At 57.8% G+C, this 17,727-nt stretch carries 18 protein-coding genes; 16 read left to right on the top strand and 2 right to left on the bottom strand.

The features are described 5' to 3' along the window. Positions 1–32: 32 nt before the first annotated feature. Genes HMPREF1141_RS05420 through HMPREF1141_RS05405 form a run of 4 tightly spaced genes read left to right on the top strand, consistent with a single transcriptional unit; the run spans position 33 to position 3,486 of the window. The gene (locus HMPREF1141_RS05420) at positions 33–1,271 is read left to right on the top strand and encodes a 4Fe-4S dicluster domain-containing protein (protein WP_009061955.1); all 1,239 of its coding nucleotides are present in this window, start codon (positions 33–35) and stop codon (positions 1,269–1,271) included. Positions 1,272–1,278: 7 nt separating this feature from the next. Then, complete coding sequence (locus HMPREF1141_RS05415; RefSeq protein ID WP_009061837.1) at positions 1,279–2,211, top strand: RnfABCDGE type electron transport complex subunit D; 933 nt, start codon at positions 1,279–1,281, stop codon at positions 2,209–2,211. Beyond that, positions 2,198–2,893 (top strand): Rnf-Nqr domain containing protein, encoded by a 696-nt coding sequence (locus HMPREF1141_RS05410; protein ID WP_009061857.1) that lies wholly within the window; start codon positions 2,198–2,200, stop codon positions 2,891–2,893. The genes HMPREF1141_RS05415 and HMPREF1141_RS05410 overlap by 14 nt, the downstream gene beginning before the upstream one ends. A 2-nt stretch (positions 2,894–2,895) precedes the next feature. Further along, on the top strand, positions 2,896–3,486 hold the full coding sequence (locus tag HMPREF1141_RS05405) for an Rnf-Nqr domain containing protein (protein WP_009061848.1): 591 nt from the start codon (positions 2,896–2,898) through the stop codon (positions 3,484–3,486). Positions 3,487–4,129: 643 nt separating this feature from the next. Here HMPREF1141_RS05405 and HMPREF1141_RS05400 read toward each other — a convergent pair. Together HMPREF1141_RS05400 and HMPREF1141_RS05395 are read right to left on the bottom strand one after the other, a co-directional pair. Then, positions 4,130–5,047: a D-2-hydroxyacid dehydrogenase gene (locus HMPREF1141_RS05400; RefSeq protein WP_009061882.1), complete on the bottom strand. Its 918-nt coding sequence runs from the start codon at positions 5,045–5,047 to the stop codon at positions 4,130–4,132. Positions 5,048–5,075: 28 nt separating this feature from the next. Then, positions 5,076–5,525, bottom strand: coding sequence for a hypothetical protein (locus HMPREF1141_RS05395; RefSeq protein ID WP_009061843.1), 450 nt, complete (start codon positions 5,523–5,525; stop codon positions 5,076–5,078). 278 nt (positions 5,526–5,803) lie between these two features. On the opposite strand from HMPREF1141_RS05395, the gene HMPREF1141_RS05390 reads away from it, so the two are divergent. From HMPREF1141_RS05390 to HMPREF1141_RS05335, 12 genes are all read left to right on the top strand, one after another. Next, positions 5,804–6,343, top strand: coding sequence for a stage V sporulation T C-terminal domain-containing protein (locus tag HMPREF1141_RS05390; RefSeq protein ID WP_009061913.1), 540 nt, complete (start codon positions 5,804–5,806; stop codon positions 6,341–6,343). 86 nt (positions 6,344–6,429) lie between these two features. Then, a complete protein-coding gene (gene rimP / locus HMPREF1141_RS05385) occupies positions 6,430–6,945 on the top strand; it encodes a ribosome maturation factor RimP (protein WP_155863518.1) in 516 nt (171 codons plus the stop codon). Positions 6,946–6,951: 6 nt separating this feature from the next. Further along, positions 6,952–8,037, top strand: coding sequence for a transcription termination factor NusA (nusA, locus tag HMPREF1141_RS05380; protein ID WP_009061846.1), 1,086 nt, complete (start codon positions 6,952–6,954; stop codon positions 8,035–8,037). Between the two features lie 88 nt (positions 8,038–8,125). Continuing rightward, a complete protein-coding gene (locus HMPREF1141_RS05375) occupies positions 8,126–8,422 on the top strand; it encodes a YlxR family protein (protein ID WP_009061946.1) in 297 nt (98 codons plus the stop codon). Continuing rightward, entirely contained in the window at positions 8,419–8,742 is a 324-nt protein-coding gene (locus tag HMPREF1141_RS05370; protein ID WP_009061950.1) for a ribosomal L7Ae/L30e/S12e/Gadd45 family protein, read from the top strand. The genes HMPREF1141_RS05375 and HMPREF1141_RS05370 overlap by 4 nt, the downstream gene beginning before the upstream one ends. Before the next feature lie 4 nt (positions 8,743–8,746). Continuing rightward, positions 8,747–11,278 carry a translation initiation factor IF-2 gene (gene infB / locus HMPREF1141_RS05365; protein WP_009061905.1) on the top strand — a complete coding sequence of 844 codons (2,532 nt, stop codon included), beginning with the start codon at positions 8,747–8,749 and terminating at the stop codon, positions 11,276–11,278. 3 nt (positions 11,279–11,281) lie between these two features. Further along, positions 11,282–11,656: a 30S ribosome-binding factor RbfA gene (rbfA, locus tag HMPREF1141_RS05360; protein WP_009061868.1), complete on the top strand. Its 375-nt coding sequence runs from the start codon at positions 11,282–11,284 to the stop codon at positions 11,654–11,656. Continuing rightward, positions 11,649–12,602, top strand: a complete 954-nt coding sequence (locus HMPREF1141_RS05355; RefSeq protein ID WP_009061884.1) for a DHH family phosphoesterase — start codon at positions 11,649–11,651, stop codon at positions 12,600–12,602. The genes rbfA and HMPREF1141_RS05355 overlap by 8 nt, the downstream gene beginning before the upstream one ends. A gap of 10 nt (positions 12,603–12,612) precedes the next feature. Next, positions 12,613–13,536 carry a tRNA pseudouridine(55) synthase TruB gene (truB, locus tag HMPREF1141_RS05350; protein WP_009061944.1) on the top strand — a complete coding sequence of 308 codons (924 nt, stop codon included), beginning with the start codon at positions 12,613–12,615 and terminating at the stop codon, positions 13,534–13,536. A gap of 60 nt (positions 13,537–13,596) precedes the next feature. Next, positions 13,597–14,538 carry a riboflavin biosynthesis protein RibF gene (gene ribF / locus HMPREF1141_RS05345; protein WP_009061867.1) on the top strand — a complete coding sequence of 314 codons (942 nt, stop codon included), beginning with the start codon at positions 13,597–13,599 and terminating at the stop codon, positions 14,536–14,538. A gap of 124 nt (positions 14,539–14,662) precedes the next feature. Next, positions 14,663–14,926, top strand: a complete 264-nt coding sequence (rpsO, locus tag HMPREF1141_RS05340) for a 30S ribosomal protein S15 (protein WP_009061953.1) — start codon at positions 14,663–14,665, stop codon at positions 14,924–14,926. Between the two features lie 199 nt (positions 14,927–15,125). Next, complete coding sequence (locus tag HMPREF1141_RS05335; RefSeq protein WP_009061849.1) at positions 15,126–17,345, top strand: polyribonucleotide nucleotidyltransferase; 2,220 nt, start codon at positions 15,126–15,128, stop codon at positions 17,343–17,345. Positions 17,346–17,727 lie beyond the last annotated feature (382 nt).

Below are 17,727 nucleotides of genomic sequence, written 5' to 3'. Positions count from 1 at the left end.
CGGCCCCGGTATTTTGTAAGAGGTGATTTCCAATGATTTCGTTTTTTTCCTCCGGCATCCGGCTGGAGCAGCAAAAGAGCCGAACGATGAAAGCGAAAATTCTGGCGCTGCCCGCGCCGGAGGTACTGTATGTGCCTTTGCCGGGCGCTCAGGCGCTGATCGACCGCTGCGTGCGCGCAGGGGAGACGGTGCTGCGCTTTTCCCAGCTTTCCATGCCGGGCAGCCATGTCGCAGTCACCTCACCCGTGAGCGGCACGGTCACCGGCTTTCAGGCTTTGCCCCACCCGGTGCGGGGCATGGTGGACTGTGCGGTGATCCGGCAGGACAGCGAGGAGCAGGAGCTGACCCTGCGCGCTCCCGGAATGGAGCATGCGCCGGACGAGCTGATTCGCCTTGCGGCCGCCGCCGGGATTATTGATGAATATGATGGGATACCCTTATTTAAGAAGCTGAAACGGCTTCGTCGAATGAAAATTGATTGGCTTGGTGCGAATGTGCTGGATGACGAGCCATATGTTTGCAGCGGTTTGGCTGTCCTGCGCGAAAATCCGCAGGGGGTACAGCAGGGGCTGGAGCTGGCGGCTTTGGCGGTTGGCGCAAAAAAGACCGGTATCGCGGTCGTCAGCAGCTTTCGCGCCCGTAGCTACTCGCGTGTTTCGGGCCAGATAGCCGATCTGCTGGTTGGCAGCGGCGGGCGTTACCCCGCGCGGCCCGGTCTTTTAAAAAGGCTGCACCGGCAGGGACATCGTCCCGGCCTGGTCGGCGTGCAGGCGCTGGAAGCGTTTGCGCAGGCGGCGGAGCGCGGAATCCCCCAGACCACCACGGTAATCACCGTGGCCGGGCAGGGTGTTTCCCGCTGGCAGAACCTGCGGGTTCCGCTGGGCATGCCGATTGAAGACCTGCTCTCCGCATGCGGGCGCAAAAAACGCACGGTGGTGATTGCGGGCTCGCCGGTCACAGGAAACCGGGTGGAGGAGCTCTCTGCTCCTGTCACTGCGGACCTGCGGTGCCTGATCGTTCTGCCGGAAGCGATGCAGACGGTCAAAGTGTTTCCGTGCATTGGGTGCGGAAAATGCGAGGCCGCCTGTCCCGTAGGGATCATGCCCTGGGACATCTACCGCCGCTTGCAGGGGCAGGAATATCCCGATGCCGGGCAGCTTCTGCGCGCCGATTTGTGCTGTGCCTGCAACGCCTGCTCGGTGGTGTGCCCGTCGGGGCTCGATCTTTCGGGGGCGGTGGCCCGCGCAATGGAAATCAAAGAAAGGGGATAAGCGCCGAATGCAGCAGCTTATGATTCAAAAACCGCCGTTTCTCCGCAGCGGACAAACGGTGTCTACCATGATGAAGGACATGCTGTTGGCGCTGGCTCTTCTTTTGCCCTTGCCCACGGTGCATTATGGCACGCACGTTCTCTGGGTCGCGGCGGCGTCAGTCGCGTCCTGCTTTATTTCTGAAATCGCTGCCTGTATGATCGCAAAGCGGCAGGTGGATATCTCGGAACTTTCCTCCGTGGTGACGGGCCTGATCATCGCGATGCTCATGCCGCAGATGGCTCCTTTATGGCTGCCAGTTCTGGCGGGCGCGTTTGCGGTGCTGGCAGCTCGTGTGCCGTTCGGCTTTACCGGGAACAATCCGTTTAACCCCGCGGCGGCGGGGGTCGCGTTTGTCACCGTGTTCTGGCCGCAGCGGGTGTTTTCGTTTTCGGAACCGTCTGCGGCTTCAGTACTTAAGGAAGGGCTCAAGCCAAATCAGATTCCCTCCGAGATGCTGTGGGGCACTGACGGCGGGGCGATCGGAACCACTGCCGTACTGGTGGTTGCGGCCTGCGCCGTGTATCTGATCGTGAAGAAAACGGTGAGCTGGCGGATTACCGTGTGCTTTCTGGCGGCGGCCGGGCTGATGGCCCTGCTGTTCCCGCGCATTATGGTAACACCGCTCACGTCGTTAAAATATGAGCTGCTGTCGGGCTCGCTGTTGTTCTGCTCTGTGTTTTTGATCACCGACCCGGTGACATCGCCCCGCACACATGTGGGCAAAGCCCTGTATGGCGCGGTAGCCGGTGTGCTGATTATGCTGATGCGCCGGTACGGAGCGTTTGAGCAAGCGGCCTGCTTTGCGGTGCTGCTGATGAACGCGGTTTCTCCCGTGATCGACAGCTTTGTGATTGCCGTGACGGCGAGGAGGGAGGCGAGGCGCAATGAGCAGCAATAAAAAAAAGCCGAAGGCGGAATCCCAACTGATGGAAAAGGGTGGCCGGCGGTCGTCCGCAAGAGGCTCGAAAAAAACGATGCACAAGCGCCTGATCAAGGAAAGCACTGGGATTTTCCTGAACGGCCTGGTCTTCCGCAACCCGGTGGCAATTGGCGCGCTGGGTCTGTTCCCCGTGGTGGGGGCAGGCTATACGATGCAGAACGCCGCGGTGCTTTCGCTGATGATGCTGGTCATGATGCTGCCGGTGTGCGTTCTCAGCGGCTGGATGAAAATACCGGTCTGGATTCGTCCCGCGGCTGCGCTGGTGCTCTCGGGGGTGATGTATCTGCCCGCGACGGCTCTGGCCAAGTGGCTGATGCCGCAGGCTTTTTCTGCTCTGAGTATCTACGCGGTTCTGATGATCGGCAATTCGATCATTCTGTCGCGCGCCAACGATTACGCGCCGTCGCATATCACGCTGGCGGTGCTCATGGATTCGCTGGGCTGCACGGCGGGCTTTTCCGCGGTGATCTTTCTGGTGGCGGCCCTGCGGGAAATTTGGGGCAACATTGTTAAGGACACGGGCGGAGTATACCACGCGGGCGCGTACCCCCTCGTTGGATTTTTGCTGCTGGGTGTGATCGCGGCGCTGATTCAGCACACGAATGCCAAGCGGGCCGTGGCGGAAAGGAAGGCGAAGTAGGAATGGAAATGGCAGTGCAGTTGTTTTTCTATGCGATTCTGGCACTGACGGCACAGAATGTGATCTTCTGCGGCGGCGTCGGGTTCAGCCGGGTGCTTCGCGCGGCGCGCAGGCCAAAAATATTGCTTTCGTACGCCGGGCTTTTAAGCGCCTTTACTCTGATTTCCGCCTGGATGGGGATCGCCCTCAATCAGCTGGTGCCGGGGATCAGTCCCGCGGCGTTTTACCGCCCCGCGATTTTCGCGGTATGCGTTGCGGTGGTGTATCTGCTCGCGGCGCTTTTGTACCGTATGTTTTTTGCCGCGCGCTACAAAAGACTGGAGCCGGTGTTCTCTTCATCGGCGATCAACTGCATTGTGTTGGCCATGCCGTTTATTCAGCGGGTGTTCCGTATGACCGGCTGGCAGATCACCGGCTATGCGATCGGAACGGGCGCGGCATTCTTTACGGCGGCGCTTGTTTTGTCCCACGCGATGGAGCGGCTGAAGAATCCCGATATGCCCAAAGCGTTCCAGGGGCTGCCTTCGGTATTTTTGTATGTGGGTATTCTTTCGATGGCCTTATTCGGCTTCGCCGGCGGCAAGCTTTTTTAATGCAGGGCAGGTTAAACCTGCGCATGCGTCGCGGGTTAACGTAAAGAGAACTTCCGCTCCGCGCTCCAATTGTCACGCGTGTGTTTGCCGGTTCCTCGCACGAAAACGGCTTTGGTGTAGGCTTTCGTGTCTAAAAACTGCAAGTCGACGAGAGCGCTCTGAAAATGACCGCCGACGGACGAGATTGCTAAGCATGTTTTTTGATGAAACCAGGAGAGTGGGCATTTTCAGAGGAGAGCCTTACGGATAGCTTTTGTTTGCACTGTCGGGGATCGTTCCCCAAACGGATTCCAAAGGTGCCCTTTGGCGAGTCTTTGCTTACACTTTCGCCTCGTAGAGAAAGTAAGTGCCTGTCCCCGCATGAGGTGCAAGCCTGCGCAAGCAGACAGACTACGTTTACGCGCACATCGCGGAAAAACCTGCAGAGAAAAACAACTCGCCCTCTCGCGAACGAAATATCTTTGACGGAAGTTCCCCCCAGCATAAGGAATAATTTTTAAAAACAAAAAGTAGAATTCAAATGGTTTTCAACCAAAAGTTAACAAATTGTTGAAAATCTTCTTGAAAAAAGAATGAGCCAAGAAAGCAAAAAATCCCCGCTCCTAAAACGGAGCGGGGATTCATTTCATTCATCAAACTAAAATCAGGGATTTCCTTCCAGGAAACGCTTGATATTCCGAATGCCCAGTTCCAGAACAAACTCAAGCGTTTGGGGCAAATGGAACAGTCCGGCGATATGCGGCGTTAAAACCACGTTCTTTTCCAGCCACAACGGATCGCTTTCCGGCAGTGGTTCGGGGTCGCAGACGTCGGTGACGAAACCGCCGAGATGCCCGCTTTGCAGAGCAGCGAGTACGGCCTGCTGGTCTACCGTCTTGCCGCGCCCGCCGTTGATCAGCAGTGCGCCCGGCTTCATCAACTGAAGGCGATGCTCATTCATAAAATGCTGCGTTTCGGGCGTGTACGGCAGAGCCATCGCCACGGCATCCGCCTTTGGAAGCAGCTGATCCAGTTTATCCAGCGTGTGCAACTCGTCGAATTCCTCTGTGGGCGAGCTTGCCGTTCGCCGCACGCCGATGATGTAGGAGCCAAGTGCCCGGCACAGCCGCGCGTAGTGGCTGCCGATGTCCCCCGCGCCAATGACCAGCACCTTCATGGAAGAGAGCGAAACGACCCCGCCTTCATCCTTCCACAACGATTGCCGCTGGTTGTCGCGGTAGAGGTGCAGCTTTTTGCAGAACGAGAGCGTCAGCGCCAGCATGTGCTCCGAAACGGCGACGCCGTAAGCGCCGCTCGCGCTGTGCATGGTGCAGCCGGACGGTAGAATGCCATCCCCCTCGTAATTGTCGCTGCCCGCGGTGGAGAGCTGCAGCAATCTCAGGCGGGTCAGCCCAGAAAGCTTTTCGGGCTTGGGATTGCCGAAAATCACGTCGGCCTCCTCAAGCTGCGCGTCGGTGACGGAACTGCGTGTCGCATAAGTAAAACCAGCGCCGGGAAAGCTTTGTTCCAGAAGCGCTTTCTGGGAATCGGATAAACGGAACAGAACCAGAATCTTTTTCATATGCACTCTCCCGAAAATCATTCAAAAATCAATAATGGATGGAATCCAGCAGCTTATCCAGCGCGGACTGGCTGGTAACAAGGCATTTGCCGTAGATCACCGTATTGTTTACGCGGCTGACGCGGTAGTACAGCTCGCCGTTCGTTACGGTGTATTTCGCGTAAGGGGTGGAATCCAGATTGGTGGGCTTGTTGCCGCCGGTCTGAATGCTGTCCTTGATGGAATTGTACAGACGCAGCGCGGTGGCTTCGTCGGAAAGGGCGGCGTAATACAGCTCGTTGCCGCTTTTGTCCTCCGCGCTCAGGTAGCTTTTCGCGCCGCTGAGCTGATCTGTGTTGTCCGTCACGGTGTAACCGGCGCCTTCCGCAAGGGTTTTAAAGTCATTTGCGTCCACGGCGGTGCGCGCGGAGCAGCCGGTCAGGGCCAGCACCAGCAGAACCGCCAGCAGGGCCGATGAAAAAAACGTTCTTTGTTTCAACGGGGGTACCTCCTGTGTTTTGCGTTTTCAATCGATTTTTTAGATGATGTAAAATAGCGCGATCAGCATCCGCTGAAAAAACAGGGCGTTGTTTCCCGGTTTTATCGCTGTATGGCGTATATTATACACCAAAGAATCGGAAAAGAACAGCGAGTCCCATCGAAAGATTTGCTAAAATCCTCCATAGGGATTCCTTGGCGGAATTGGAAGAGGCATGAATAAGAGAAAAGAGAGTGCGGATAATAATCGTAAATCAAATCGCAGGAGGGAGTATTAACTTGAAGGCTACAGGAATTGTCAGACGAATTGATGATTTAGGCCGCGTCGTTATCCCGAAGGAAATCCGCCGGACTCTCAGAATTCGTGAGGGCGACCCGCTGGAAATATTTACGGATGCCGAGGGCGGCGTTATCTTTAAAAAATATTCGGCAGTTGGGGAAATGTCCGCTTTTGCAGCGCAGTATGCAGACGTGCTCAGCAAAATCGCGAACCGGCCGGCTCTGGTATGTGACTGTGACCATGTGATCGCAGTGGCAGGAGCTTCCCGCAAGGAATATATGGAGCGCCGCGTGTCGCAGGATCTGGAAGAAACGATGCATGCCCGCCACACGTATGTGCGCGACCAGAACAGCCCGCCGCTGCAGCCGGTGGAAGGAATCAACCGCGCCGCTTCGGTGGTGTACCCCATCATCGCATCGAGCGACGTAATGGGCGCCGTGGTGCTGCTTGCGGGGGATTCCTCCGAACAGCCCGACGCCAGCGACATCAAACTCACACAGGCCGCGGCTTCTTTTCTGGCGCGGCAGATCGAGAACTGAAAATAAAGTTGCATTTTCGAAAAGAATATGCTATACTAAATCGAGTAAATAACGGTGAGGATGAAAGAGTGGGGTGACCCGCTCTTTTGTTTGTCTATGAGGTGAAAGCGTTGGCTGCAAAGAAGAAATCAGGGAATACCGTAGGGGCTGTTTGGGCGCTTGCAGAGCGCGCCGCAAGCAGTGCAGGCGTAACAATTTGGGATGTCCGCTTCGTCAAAGAGGGCGCGGACTGGTTTTTGCGGGTCTTTCTTGACAAGCCCGAGGGAATCGGCCTGGACGACTGCGAAGCTGTCAGCCGTGCGCTAAGCACCCTGTTGGATGAAGAGGACCCGATTGAGCAAAGCTATTGCCTGGAGGTATGCTCTCCGGGTATCAACCGAGAATTGACCCGCCCGGAGCATTTTGAGCGTTTTGCCGGCTCGCCGGTGCGGGTTAAATTGATTCGCCCGCTGCTGGACGGCTGCCGGGAGCTTTACGGGGAGCTGCTCTCTTTGGCGGATGGAGAAATCCGCCTGCGCGACGAGGGGGAGGAAGTCATTACCATTGCCCAGAAAGACAGCGCATCGGTGCGTCTGTTCGATGACGATTTTGAAGAGGAGTAAGTTTAGATGAACAGCGAAGTTTTTGAGGCTTTGAATTTGTTGGAAAAGGAACGGGGCATCCCGGTCGATTTTATGCTGGACAAAATCAAGAAGGCGATTTTGACCGCATGTAAGAACAGCTACGGCAACGAGGATGCACTCATCAACATGGATGCCGCCCGCGGCAACTTTGAAGTGTTCCTGCGCAAGATGGTCGTCGAGCAGGTCGAGGACCCGGGCAAAGAAATTTCGCTGGCACAGGCCAGAGAAATTGACCCCTCCGCCGGTTTGGAGGATAAGGTCAACGTGGCGCTGAACACCAAGGAGTTCGGCAGAATCGCCGCGCAGACGGCCAGAAACATCATCCGCCAGGGCATTCGCGACGGCGAGCGCGGCCAGATGATGCAGGAATTCCAGAGCAAAAATCAGGAACTGGTCACCGCGTTGGTAGAGCGCGTAGACCCCCGTTCGGGAGCGGCCACGCTGAAAATCGGCAAGGCCGAGGCCGTGCTGCCCAAAAGTGAGCAAGTCGGCGACGAGCAGCTGCGCGAAGGCGACCACATCAAGGTGTATGTGGTGGACGTGAAAGAGACGGAAAAGGGCCCCCGCGCCATGATCAGCCGCACCCACCCCGACTTGGTGAAGCGCCTGTTTGAAACCGAGGTTCCCGAAATTTACGACGGCGTTGTCGAAATCAAGGCCGTTTCCCGCGAAGCGGGCTCCCGCACCAAGCTTGCGGTGATCAGCCATAACCCCGATGTAGACGCGGTCGGCGCGTGCATCGGTGCAAGAGGCGCCCGTGTTTCGAATATCGTCACCGAACTCGGCGGCGAGAAAATCGATATTGTGGAGTACAGCGACGACCCGGCCCAATTCATCGCGTCGGCGCTTTCCCCGGCGGATGTCCTTTCCGTTCAGGTGGCGGAGGACGGCTCGCGCGTGTGCCGCGTGACCGTGCCGGACAGCCAGCTTTCGCTCGCGATCGGCAACAAGGGCCAGAACGCCCGCCTTGCCGCGAAGCTCACCGGCTGGAAAATCGACATCAAGCCCGAAAGCGGCTTTTATGGTGAAGAACCTGTTGCCGGCAAAGCGGAGGAGCCGGAGGACGAATAAAATCAGTCGGCAATCGGCCGGGGAAGCTCCCTTCCCATGTGTAAACGGGAGAAATGCCGCGCGAGTGCGCGGGAAGGAGTAAGATCGTATGATGCAAAAGCGCGTGCCCCTGCGTATGTGCGCAGGCTGCGGAGAAATGAAACCGAAAAAAGAGCTGGTTCGGGTGGTCAAGGCGCCGGAGGTGAAAGATGAATCCGGGCAGGTCATCGGGCCAGGCGAAATTTCGCTGGATTTGACCGGCCGTAAACCCGGGCGCGGCGCTTATGTGTGCAAGGATATCAACTGTCTGAGAGCGGCGCGCAAGTCCAAACGGTTTGAGCGGGTGTTTTCCTGCCCCATACCTGCGGAGGTGTACGACCGCCTGGAGGAGGAGATCGGAAAATGAAAAACCAGGTTCTCTCTCTTTTGGGCATCGCCCGGCGCGCGGGCCGGCTCAGTCTGGGTCATGATGCCGTGGACGAAGCCCTGAAGAAGAGAGAAGCAAAACTGATCATATTGGCGCGGGATGTTTCCGCACGCACCGCCACCCATGCACAGAAGGCGGCGCAGCAGGCCGAAATCCCCTGCCTGGCCCTTGCGGACGGGATGGAAGAGATCGGCATGGCTTTAGGGAAAAAAGCCGGAGTGATTGCGGTGAATGATCAGGGATTCGCTAAGAGGCTGACGGAACTGGCCAATGAGGCTGCAGACAAACGGGAGGGATGAGTCAATGATGATGAAATACAGGGTGCATGAAGTAGCGAAGGATCTGAACGTACCGAACAAGGTCGTAATCGAGATCCTGCAAAAATATTGTGACGAAACGAAAAAACATATGACCGCGCTGACGGAGCAGGAGCTCGATATGGTGTTTGAAGCGATTACGCAGAAGAACAACATGGGCTCTTTGGACGCGTACTTTGCCGACAACGCACAGAGCGAGCCGCAGGCCGCCGCGGCCCCCGAGGCAGCGGCACCGCAGCCTGCCGCGCCCGCACAGCGCCCGCAGCAGCAGGCGCCGGCGGCGGCAGCAGGCGAGGCGCCGGTGAGAAAAGCGGTGAAGCCGGGCAAGATCACCCCGGTGGGCCCGAAGCCGAACGCCCCTCAGCAGCAGAACCAGCAGGGCCGTCCGCAGCAGGGTCAGCCGCATCAGAATCAGCAGCGCTCCGCCCATCCGCAGGGCCAGCAGAACCGGCCCCAGCAGCAGAACTACCACGGCCAGAACACCCAGCCGCAGCAGAGCGCCCACGCGCCCGCTTCTTCGGCGGATTCCAATGTGGTGAGAAAGCCCCAGGGCCGCATTGTCGACACCCGCACCTCGAATGTGGAGCTCGACCGCTACAATGAAAAATATGACCGTATGGCTTCTGAAAAGGTCAAGACGGACAACGTGGTGAAAAAGCAGAAGCTGACCCAGCGCAGCTCGCAGTATCGCGGCAAGCCGAGAAATGCCCGCCGCGAAACCGAGAGCGAGCGTCTGCGCCGCATCGCGCAGGAGCGCAAGCAGAAGCAGATGACGGTCACCATCCCCGAAGAACTCACCGTGGGCGAATTTGCGCTGCGCCTGAAGGCCACCGCCGCCGAGGTCATCAAAAAACTGATGGCTCTGGGCGTGTTTGCCACCGTGAACGATACGATTGACTTCGATACAGCCGCTCTTGTCGCGCTGGAATTCCACGCCAAGGTAGAAAAAGAGGTCGTTGTCACGATCGAAGAGCGGATCATCGACGACAGCGAGGATGAGGACGATAACCTTGTAACCCGTGCGCCGGTTGTGGTCGTCATGGGTCACGTTGACCACGGCAAGACCTCTCTGCTCGATGCGATCCGCAACGCGAAGGTAACGGCCTCCGAAGCGGGCGGCATTACCCAGCATATCGGCGCATACCGCGTCAGTATACAGGATCGGCCGATCACATTCCTCGATACCCCCGGCCATGCGGCGTTTACCACCATGCGTGCCCGTGGCGCGCAGGTAACGGATATCGCCGTGCTGGTAGTGGCCGCCGACGACGGCGTGATGCCGCAGACGGTAGAGGCGATCAACCACGCCAAGGCTGCGGGAGTTTCGATCATCGTAGCCGTGAACAAAATGGATAAGCCCGGCGCCAACCCCGACCACGTGAAGCAGCAGCTTACTGAGTACGGTCTGGTGGCTGAGGAGTGGGGCGGCGAAACGCCGTGTATCCCCGTTTCCGCCAAAACGCAGCAGGGCATTGACGATCTGCTCGAGATGATCCTGCTGGTAGCAGATATGAAGGAGCTGCGCGCAAATCCGGAACGCGCGGCGAAGGGCACCGTGATCGAGGCCCGTCTGGATAAAGGCCGCGGTCCCATCGCCACCGTACTGGTGCAGAACGGCACCCTGCATGTGGGCGACATCGTGGTGGCCGGTACCAGCGTTGGCCGTGTGCGCGCCATGATGGACGACCGCGGCAACCGTGTACAGGATGCAGGACCCTCGATGCCGGTAGAGATCACCGGTCTTGGCGAGGTGCCTACCGGCGGCGACACGCTGAACGCCGTTTCCGACGAGCGCTTGGCCCGCGAGTTGGTAGAGCAGCGCTATAACGATCAGAAGGAAGAGCAGTTCCGGGCGCAGACGAAGGTCACGCTCGACAACCTGTTCGACCAGATGCAGCAGGGCGACATGAAAACCCTGCAGATCATTGTCAAAGCAGACGTGCAGGGCTCTGTGGAGGCCGTGCGCCAGTCGCTCGAGAAGCTCTCGAACGAAGAGGTGCGCGTGGCTGTCATTCACGGCGGCGTCGGCGCGATCAGCGAATCCGACGTCATGCTCGCGAACGCTTCGAACGCGATCATTGTCGGCTTTAACGTACGGCCTGATCCCATCGCTGAAGAGAACGCCAAGCGCGACGGTGTGGATATGCGCCTGTACCGCGTGATTTACGACTGCATCGACGAGATCGAATCCGCGATGAAGGGCATGCTTGCCCCGAAATTCCGCGAGGTTGCGCTCGGAAAGGCAGAAGCACGCGAGATTTACAAGATTTCGAATGTGGGCACCATCATCGGCGCTCACGTCATTGGCGGCAAACTCATCAGAAACGCCCAGGTTCGCGTTGTGCGCGACGGAATCGTGATTACCGAAGACAAAATTGCCTCTCTGCGCCGCTTTAAAGACGACGTGAAAGAGGTGGCCGACGGCTATGACTGCGGTATTGGTCTGGATCGCTTCAACGATGTGAAGGAAGGCGACATTCTGGAGGCTTTTGCCATGGAGGAATACCGGGAGGATTAAGGAATGCCAAGCCATAAAATTGAACGGATCACGGAGGATATTCACCGCGAGCTGACTGCGGTGTTCCGTGAGCTGAAAGACCCCCGTGTACAGGGCCTGGTCAGCATTGTGCGTGTGGATGTGACGAACGATCTATCTTACTGCACGGTGTATGTCAGCGCCATGGAAGGGCTGGACAAGGCCAAAACGGCGGTGGAGGGCCTAAAATCGGCGGGCGGATATATCCGCCGCGAGCTGGGCCTTCGCCTGAAACTGCGCCACGTGCCGGTGCTTTTGTTCCACGCTACGGATTCCATTGAGTACGGCGCCAACATTTCAAGGCTGCTGTCGGACTGGAAAGACGGGGAGGAAGAAAACGGGGAGGAACACGATGATTGATCTGGAGCGGGCGGTTTCTCTCCTGCGCGGCGCGCAGGACATCGAGATTTTAAGTCACCATTTTCCCGACGGCGATACGCTGGGCTGCGCTGCGGCGCTCTGCCGCGCGCTGCAGCTGATGGGCAAGCGGGCCCGCTGCACCTGTGCCGACCCCGTTTCGGAGAAATATGACTTTTTGTTTGACGAGATCGAGCGCCAGGAGTTCCCCGCCAAATTCGTCGTCAGCGTCGATGTGGCGGATATCAAGCTGCTCGGGCCGGTGCTAGCGACGAAGCACGCGGGCAAGATCGACCTGTGCATCGACCACCACGGCTCTCATCAGGATTTCGCGGAAAACTCGTATGTGGACAGCACTGCCGCCGCGGCCTGCGAGATCATCTATGAGGTGATCTGCCGCCTGGGTGTTGTGCCGGATCAGGTGATCGCGCAGGCGGTCTACACCGGCATCACGACGGATACCGGGTGCTTCCGCTACTCGAACACCACGGCCCGCACCCACGAGATCGCCGCGCAGGTGATCCGCACGGGCATCGACGCCGGAGACATCAACCGGCGGATGTTCGAGACCAAAACGCGCGCCCGGCTGGAAATGGAGCGCAGTGTTCTGGATTCGATCGCGTTTTACTTTGACGCGCGCTGTGCCGTCATGTGCATCAGCCGCGCGATGATCGAGGCTTCCGGCGCAGATGAGGGCGACCTCGACGGCCTTTCGGCCATTCCCCGCCAAATTGAGGGCGTCCTCGTGGGCGTGACGATGCGCGAGCGCAAAATCGGCGGCTACAAGGTTTCCCTGCGCACACAGCCGCAGGTGAACGCGGCGAAGATCTGCGCGGAGTTCGGCGGCGGCGGCCATGTGGCGGCGGCAGGCTGCACCATTGAGGAAGACTTTGAGCCCGCCCGTGAAAAGCTTTTGGCCGCGATCGGCAAGGTTCTGGAAACAATGTGAGGTGACCCCGATGAACGGAGTCCTGGTAATAGATAAGCCCTGTGACTTTACCTCGTTCGACGTGGTGGCGGTTGTGCGCCGCCTGAGCCGGGAGAGGAAGATCGGGCATACCGGCACGCTGGACCCGATGGCGACGGGGGTGCTCCCGCTGCTGCTGGGCAAGGCGACCCGCGCCGCCTCTCTGCTGGAGGATTCCGACAAGGTGTACCGCGCGGAATTTCAGCTCGGGGTGGACACCGACACGCAGGATAACACCGGCACGGTGCTGCGGAAGAGCGATGCGCCGGTGAGCCGTGAGCAGCTGCTTGCGGCGCTGCCCTCTTTTCAGGGCGATATTCTGCAAACGCCGCCAATGTACTCGGCGGTGAGGAAAGACGGCCGGCATTTGTACGAGCTGGCGCGTCAGGGAATTGAGATTGAACGCGAGCCCCGGCCGGTGACGATTTACCGGCTGGAGCTGCTGGAATATAACGAGCCCGAACGGCGGGGAAGCCTGCTGGTCGAATGCTCAAAGGGAACGTATATCCGCGCGCTGTGCGCCGATTTGGGACAAGCCGTGGGCAGTCTCGGCATGATGACGGCGCTGCGGCGTACCCGGGCCTGCGGCTTTTCGCTGGAGCAGGCGCTTTCGCTCGACGAAGCCCGCTCTCTCGCGGAGCAGAGTCAGCTCGAGAGTCGGGTTCTGCCGGTGGAAAGCCTGTTTCTCCATCTGCCGCAGATTTCGGTAACGGCCGCACAGAGCGTGCGTTTTCAAAATGGCGGTGCGCTGGCGCTGGAGCGTCTGCGGCTGAGGGATCCTCTTGCGCCGGAGGCGCGGGTGAGGGTCTATTCGCCCGAAGGGGAATTTTTGGGTCTTGGCCAGGCGGATGCCGAAACGCAGGAGCTGGCCGTGCTGCGTCTGTTTTATGACAGCGGTACGGAGCAGAAGGCCTGAAATACAGCCGGTTTTCAGGGGTATGGGCAAGGGGAACAGCGCTGATCGGGAGGTTTTGGTTTGAGATTACAGGTGTTCCATGATTTAAAACAGATTGCGCCGTCGGAGAGTGCGGTGGCCATGGGTGTTTTTGACGGAGTCCACCTGGGGCATCAGAGAGTGATTTCTTGCGTGACCTTTACGGCCCGTAAGCTGGTCCCTACGGTGTTTACCTTCGACGCCAGCCCGCAGGAGATGTTCAAGGGCGACGGCGATTTGCGCCTGACCGCCAGCGAGAGCAAGCTGCGGATATTCGAGCGTCTGGGTGTACGCCGAGTGTACATGCCCCGTTTTGAAGAGGTGCGCACATTGTCACCGCGGGAATTTGTGGAAAACATTCTGCATGGTGTCATGCACGCCAAAGAGGTGAGCTGCGGCTTTAATTTTCATTTTGGCCGCGGCGGCAAGGCCGGCAGCGCGGAGCTCAAAGAGCTGTGCGCGGAGTTCGGCATTGAGGTGGCGGTCGTACCGGCGCTTACTCTCGATGGCAGACCGGTGAGCTCCACGCGCATCCGCGAGGCGCTGCAGGCAGGCGATACCACGGAGGCTGCCCGTCTTCTGGGCCGGTTTTACTCGGTGGATTTCCCGGTGGCGCATGGACGTCAGCTGGGGCGCAAGCTGGGCGCGCCCACCATTAATCAGCCGTTCCCGCCGGGTTTTTTGTGTCCCCGGTTCGGCGTGTACGCCTCGGTCGTAACCATAGGCGGCAAACGGTATGCCGGAGTGACAAATATTGGAATACGGCCTACCGTCGGTTCCGACGGGGTGTTGGCCGAAACGATGATCGACGGCTTTTCGGGCGACCTGTATGGCCGCCGCGTGCCGGTGGAGCTGGTTTGCTTCCTGCGGCCCGAGCAGAAATTCGACGATCTCGATCAGCTGCGGCAGGCGATTCTGCGCGACGCTGAGACGGCCCGCAGCCTGGTAAGCCCCTATTTACAAACCCAGGAAGCTATGGTATAATCAATCAGTTAGTTGATAGCCCCTTTCCCGGAATAAGGAATAAGCCCCTATGGGGAATTCACCGGCCTTTTGCTGGGATTGAGGGTACAATGTGCGTAACCCGCACGGAAAGGGTGGAAAAACCATGTTAAAAGAAGAAAAGCAGCAGATTATTGAGCAGTATGCTCTGCACGAGGGAGATACCGGCTCTGCCGAAGTTCAGATCGCGATCCTGACGAAGAGAATCAACGATTTGACCGATCACCTCAAGATCCACAAGAAAGACCATCATTCTCGCCGCGGCCTGTTGAAAATGGTCGGACAGAGAAGAAGTATGCTGAAATACCTGACCAAAACGGATATTGTGCGTTATCGCGCCATTATCGAGAAACTGGGCATCCGTAAGTAATAGCACGCTGTTTCGGGCAGACGGCTTTTTTAGCCGTCTGCCTTTTAGGCATCTGTGCGAAATTATTTTGCTTACGGGAGGAACTGGGTTTTAGCAGTGAAACGAGTTTCTAGGCGGTATGCATAGGAATTGGTTTAATTGCTAAGCCTGTTTCCCTCCCGGGCATTTTGAAAAAAGAAGTTACAAGGAGGATTTTTTGATGTTCGAAAATTTCAAGGTATATGAAACTGACTTCGCCGGCCGCCCGCTGGTGGTCGAAACCGGTAAAATGGCTCAGCTGGCCAATGGCGAATGCCTTGTGCGCTACGGCGAAACCGCCGTTCACGTGGCAGTAACGGCCTCGGCCAAACCCCGCGACGGCATCGACTTTTTCCCGCTTTCCGTTGACTTTGAGGAAAAGCTGTACGCAGTCGGCAAAATCCCCGGGTCGTTCTTAAAGCGTGAAGGCCGCCCCTCCGAAAAAGCGGTTCTGGCTTCCCGCGTAATCGACCGCCCCATTCGCCCGCTGTTCCCGAAGGACATGCGCAACGACGTTTCCGTCGTCTGCACTGTTATGTCCGTAGACCCCGACTGCTCCCCCGAAATCGCCGCCATGGTGGGTACCTCCATTGCGATCAGTATTTCGGACATCCCGTGGAGAGGGCCGATCTCTGCTGTTTCCGTCGGCTATGTGGATGGTGAGATCGTCATCAACCCCACCGCCGAGCAGAAAGAGAAGTCTCAGATGGCCGTTACCGTGGCCTCTACCGATTCCCGCATCGCAATGATCGAGGCCGGTGCGAATGAGGTGAGCGACGATGTGATGTACAACGGCATCATGGCGGGCCATGCCGCCAACCAGCCGATCATCGAGCTGATCAAGAAGATGAAGGAAGAGATCGGCAAAGAGAAGTTCAGCTACCCGAGCAACGAGCCCGACGAGGAGATGCTCGCCGCGATCAAGGAATTCGCGATCGAGGATATCCGCCTGGCGCTCGACACCGACGACAAGACGGTGCGCGACGCCCGTTTGAAGCCGGTTTACGAAAAAGTGCATGAGAAGTTCGACGAGCTTTACCCCGACAGCGCGGCAAAGATCGACGAATGCCTGTATAAGACCCAGAAGTACGTGGTGCGCCGCTGGCTGCTCGACGAGCGCAAGCGCGTAGACGGACGCGGCATGGATGAGATCCGCCCGCTCGCGGCGGAGGTTGGCCTGCTGCCCCGCGTACACGGCTCCGGTATGTTCACCCGCGGCCAGACCCAGGTGCTCACCATCGTCACCCTCGGCCCGGTCACAGACCGCCAGCTGCTCGATGGCATTGACGACGAAGAGTACAAGCGCTATATGCACCACTACAACTTCCCGTCCTACTCCGTCGGCGAGACAAAGCCCAGCCGCGGCCCCGGCCGCCGCGAAATCGGCCACGGCGCTCTGGCTGAGCGCGCTCTGCTGCCGGTGATTCCCCCCGTGGAGGAATTCCCCTATGCGCTGCGTCTGGTTTCTGAGGTTCTGTCTTCCAACGGCTCCACCTCTCAGGGTTCCGTGTGCGGCAGCACCTTGGCTCTGATGGATGCCGGTGTGCCGATCAAGGCGCCGGTAGCCGGTATTTCCTGCGGCCTGATCACCGAGGGCGATCGCTGGATGACCATGGTGGACATTCAGGGCCTGGAAGATTTCTTCGGCGATATGGACTTTAAGGTGGCCGGTACCCATGAGGGCATCACCGCCATTCAGATGGACCTGAAAATCGACGGCCTGACCCCCGAAATGGTTAAAGAGGCTTTGGAAAAGACACACAAGGCCCGCGATTATATCCTCGACGACATCATGCTCCCGCAGATTCCCGCGCCGCGTGCGGAGCTTTCGAAATACGCGCCCAAGATGCTGTCTACCGTGATCCCCACAGAGAAGATCCGCGAGGTCATCGGTTCCGGCGGAAAGGTGATTCAGAAGATCTCCGCTGAGTGCGGCGTGAAGATCGACATTGAGGATGACGGCCACGTATTCGTTTCCGGTATCGACATCGACAATTGCCGCCGCGCAATGACGATCATCGATACGATCGTAAACGATCCGGAGCCCGGCGCCATCTACAACGGTAAGGTAACCCGCCTGATGGACTTCGGCGCGTTTGTCGAGATCGCCCCCGGCAAGGAGGGTTTGGTTCACATTTCCCGCCTTGACGTCAAGCGCACCGAGAAGGTGACCGATGTAGTCAATGTCGGCGACGAAGTGATGGTCAAGGTGCTCGAGATCGACGATAAGGGCCGCCTGAACCTCTCCCGCCGTGACGCGCTGATCGAGGTAGAAGGCCTTGTGCCGGAGAACGAGATTTCCGACGCGCCCCGACGTCCTGCTCCCCGCAGAGACGATCGCCGTGACGACCGCCGCGGCAGCAACGGTTTCCGCCCCAATAACAATAAGCCGCGCCAGTAATTACGCGGCAGAAATGAAAAAGGATGCCGTCCGGTTTCGGGCGGTATCTTTTTTTATTTAAAAAGATCAGGTCTTTAGGTAAGTAAGAATCAAAGCTTTCAGCGGACTTGACCTGCAAAGGGGATTTCAGCGGAACGGGTCTAGTTTGCATTTCCGGAGCATCTCATGGCCTTTATCCCTTGTGAGATAATTTTAAGGTGGGTGTTTACAATTTTTCACTTGAAGAAAAGGGAAAATAGTTACACCTAGATAGAGAGGAAACATCAAGAATTCTTACAAAAATGACTATATTATTTCTTAAACAAAATATATATTAAAAATAAATATGATATAACTAAAACATCATAAAAAGAAATTGTTTTTTAAATAAAAGAGGTGATTA

Origin of the sequence: Clostridium sp. MSTE9 (genome assembly GCF_000277625.1) — a bacterium.
Classification (GTDB): domain Bacteria; phylum Bacillota; class Clostridia; order Oscillospirales; family Acutalibacteraceae; genus Faecalispora; species Faecalispora jeddahensis.
Note: the sequence above shows the minus strand (reverse complement) of the source record. Positions and strands in the feature narration are given on the sequence as shown.

Excerpts from the sequence above, each read along its gene's own strand:
- HMPREF1141_RS05420 (WP_009061955.1), top strand. The coding sequence starts at position 33 with ATGATTTCGTTTTTTTCCTCCGGCATCCGGCTGGAGCAGCAAAAGAGC.
- HMPREF1141_RS05415 (WP_009061837.1), top strand. The coding sequence starts at position 1,279 with ATGCAGCAGCTTATGATTCAAAAACCGCCGTTTCTCCGCAGCGGACAA.
- HMPREF1141_RS05410 (WP_009061857.1), top strand. The coding sequence starts at position 2,198 with ATGAGCAGCAATAAAAAAAAGCCGAAGGCGGAATCCCAACTGATGGAA.
- HMPREF1141_RS05405 (WP_009061848.1), top strand. The coding sequence starts at position 2,896 with ATGGAAATGGCAGTGCAGTTGTTTTTCTATGCGATTCTGGCACTGACG.
- HMPREF1141_RS05400 (WP_009061882.1), bottom strand. The coding sequence starts at position 5,047 with ATGAAAAAGATTCTGGTTCTGTTCCGTTTATCCGATTCCCAGAAAGCG.
- nusA (WP_009061846.1), top strand. The coding sequence starts at position 6,952 with ATGAACAGCGAAGTTTTTGAGGCTTTGAATTTGTTGGAAAAGGAACGG.
- HMPREF1141_RS05375 (WP_009061946.1), top strand. The coding sequence starts at position 8,126 with ATGATGCAAAAGCGCGTGCCCCTGCGTATGTGCGCAGGCTGCGGAGAA.
- HMPREF1141_RS05370 (WP_009061950.1), top strand. The coding sequence starts at position 8,419 with ATGAAAAACCAGGTTCTCTCTCTTTTGGGCATCGCCCGGCGCGCGGGC.
- infB (WP_009061905.1), top strand. The coding sequence starts at position 8,747 with ATGATGATGAAATACAGGGTGCATGAAGTAGCGAAGGATCTGAACGTA.
- rbfA (WP_009061868.1), top strand. The coding sequence starts at position 11,282 with ATGCCAAGCCATAAAATTGAACGGATCACGGAGGATATTCACCGCGAG.
- HMPREF1141_RS05355 (WP_009061884.1), top strand. The coding sequence starts at position 11,649 with ATGATTGATCTGGAGCGGGCGGTTTCTCTCCTGCGCGGCGCGCAGGAC.
- truB (WP_009061944.1), top strand. The coding sequence starts at position 12,613 with ATGAACGGAGTCCTGGTAATAGATAAGCCCTGTGACTTTACCTCGTTC.
- rpsO (WP_009061953.1), top strand. The coding sequence starts at position 14,663 with ATGTTAAAAGAAGAAAAGCAGCAGATTATTGAGCAGTATGCTCTGCAC.
- HMPREF1141_RS05335 (WP_009061849.1), top strand. The coding sequence starts at position 15,126 with ATGTTCGAAAATTTCAAGGTATATGAAACTGACTTCGCCGGCCGCCCG.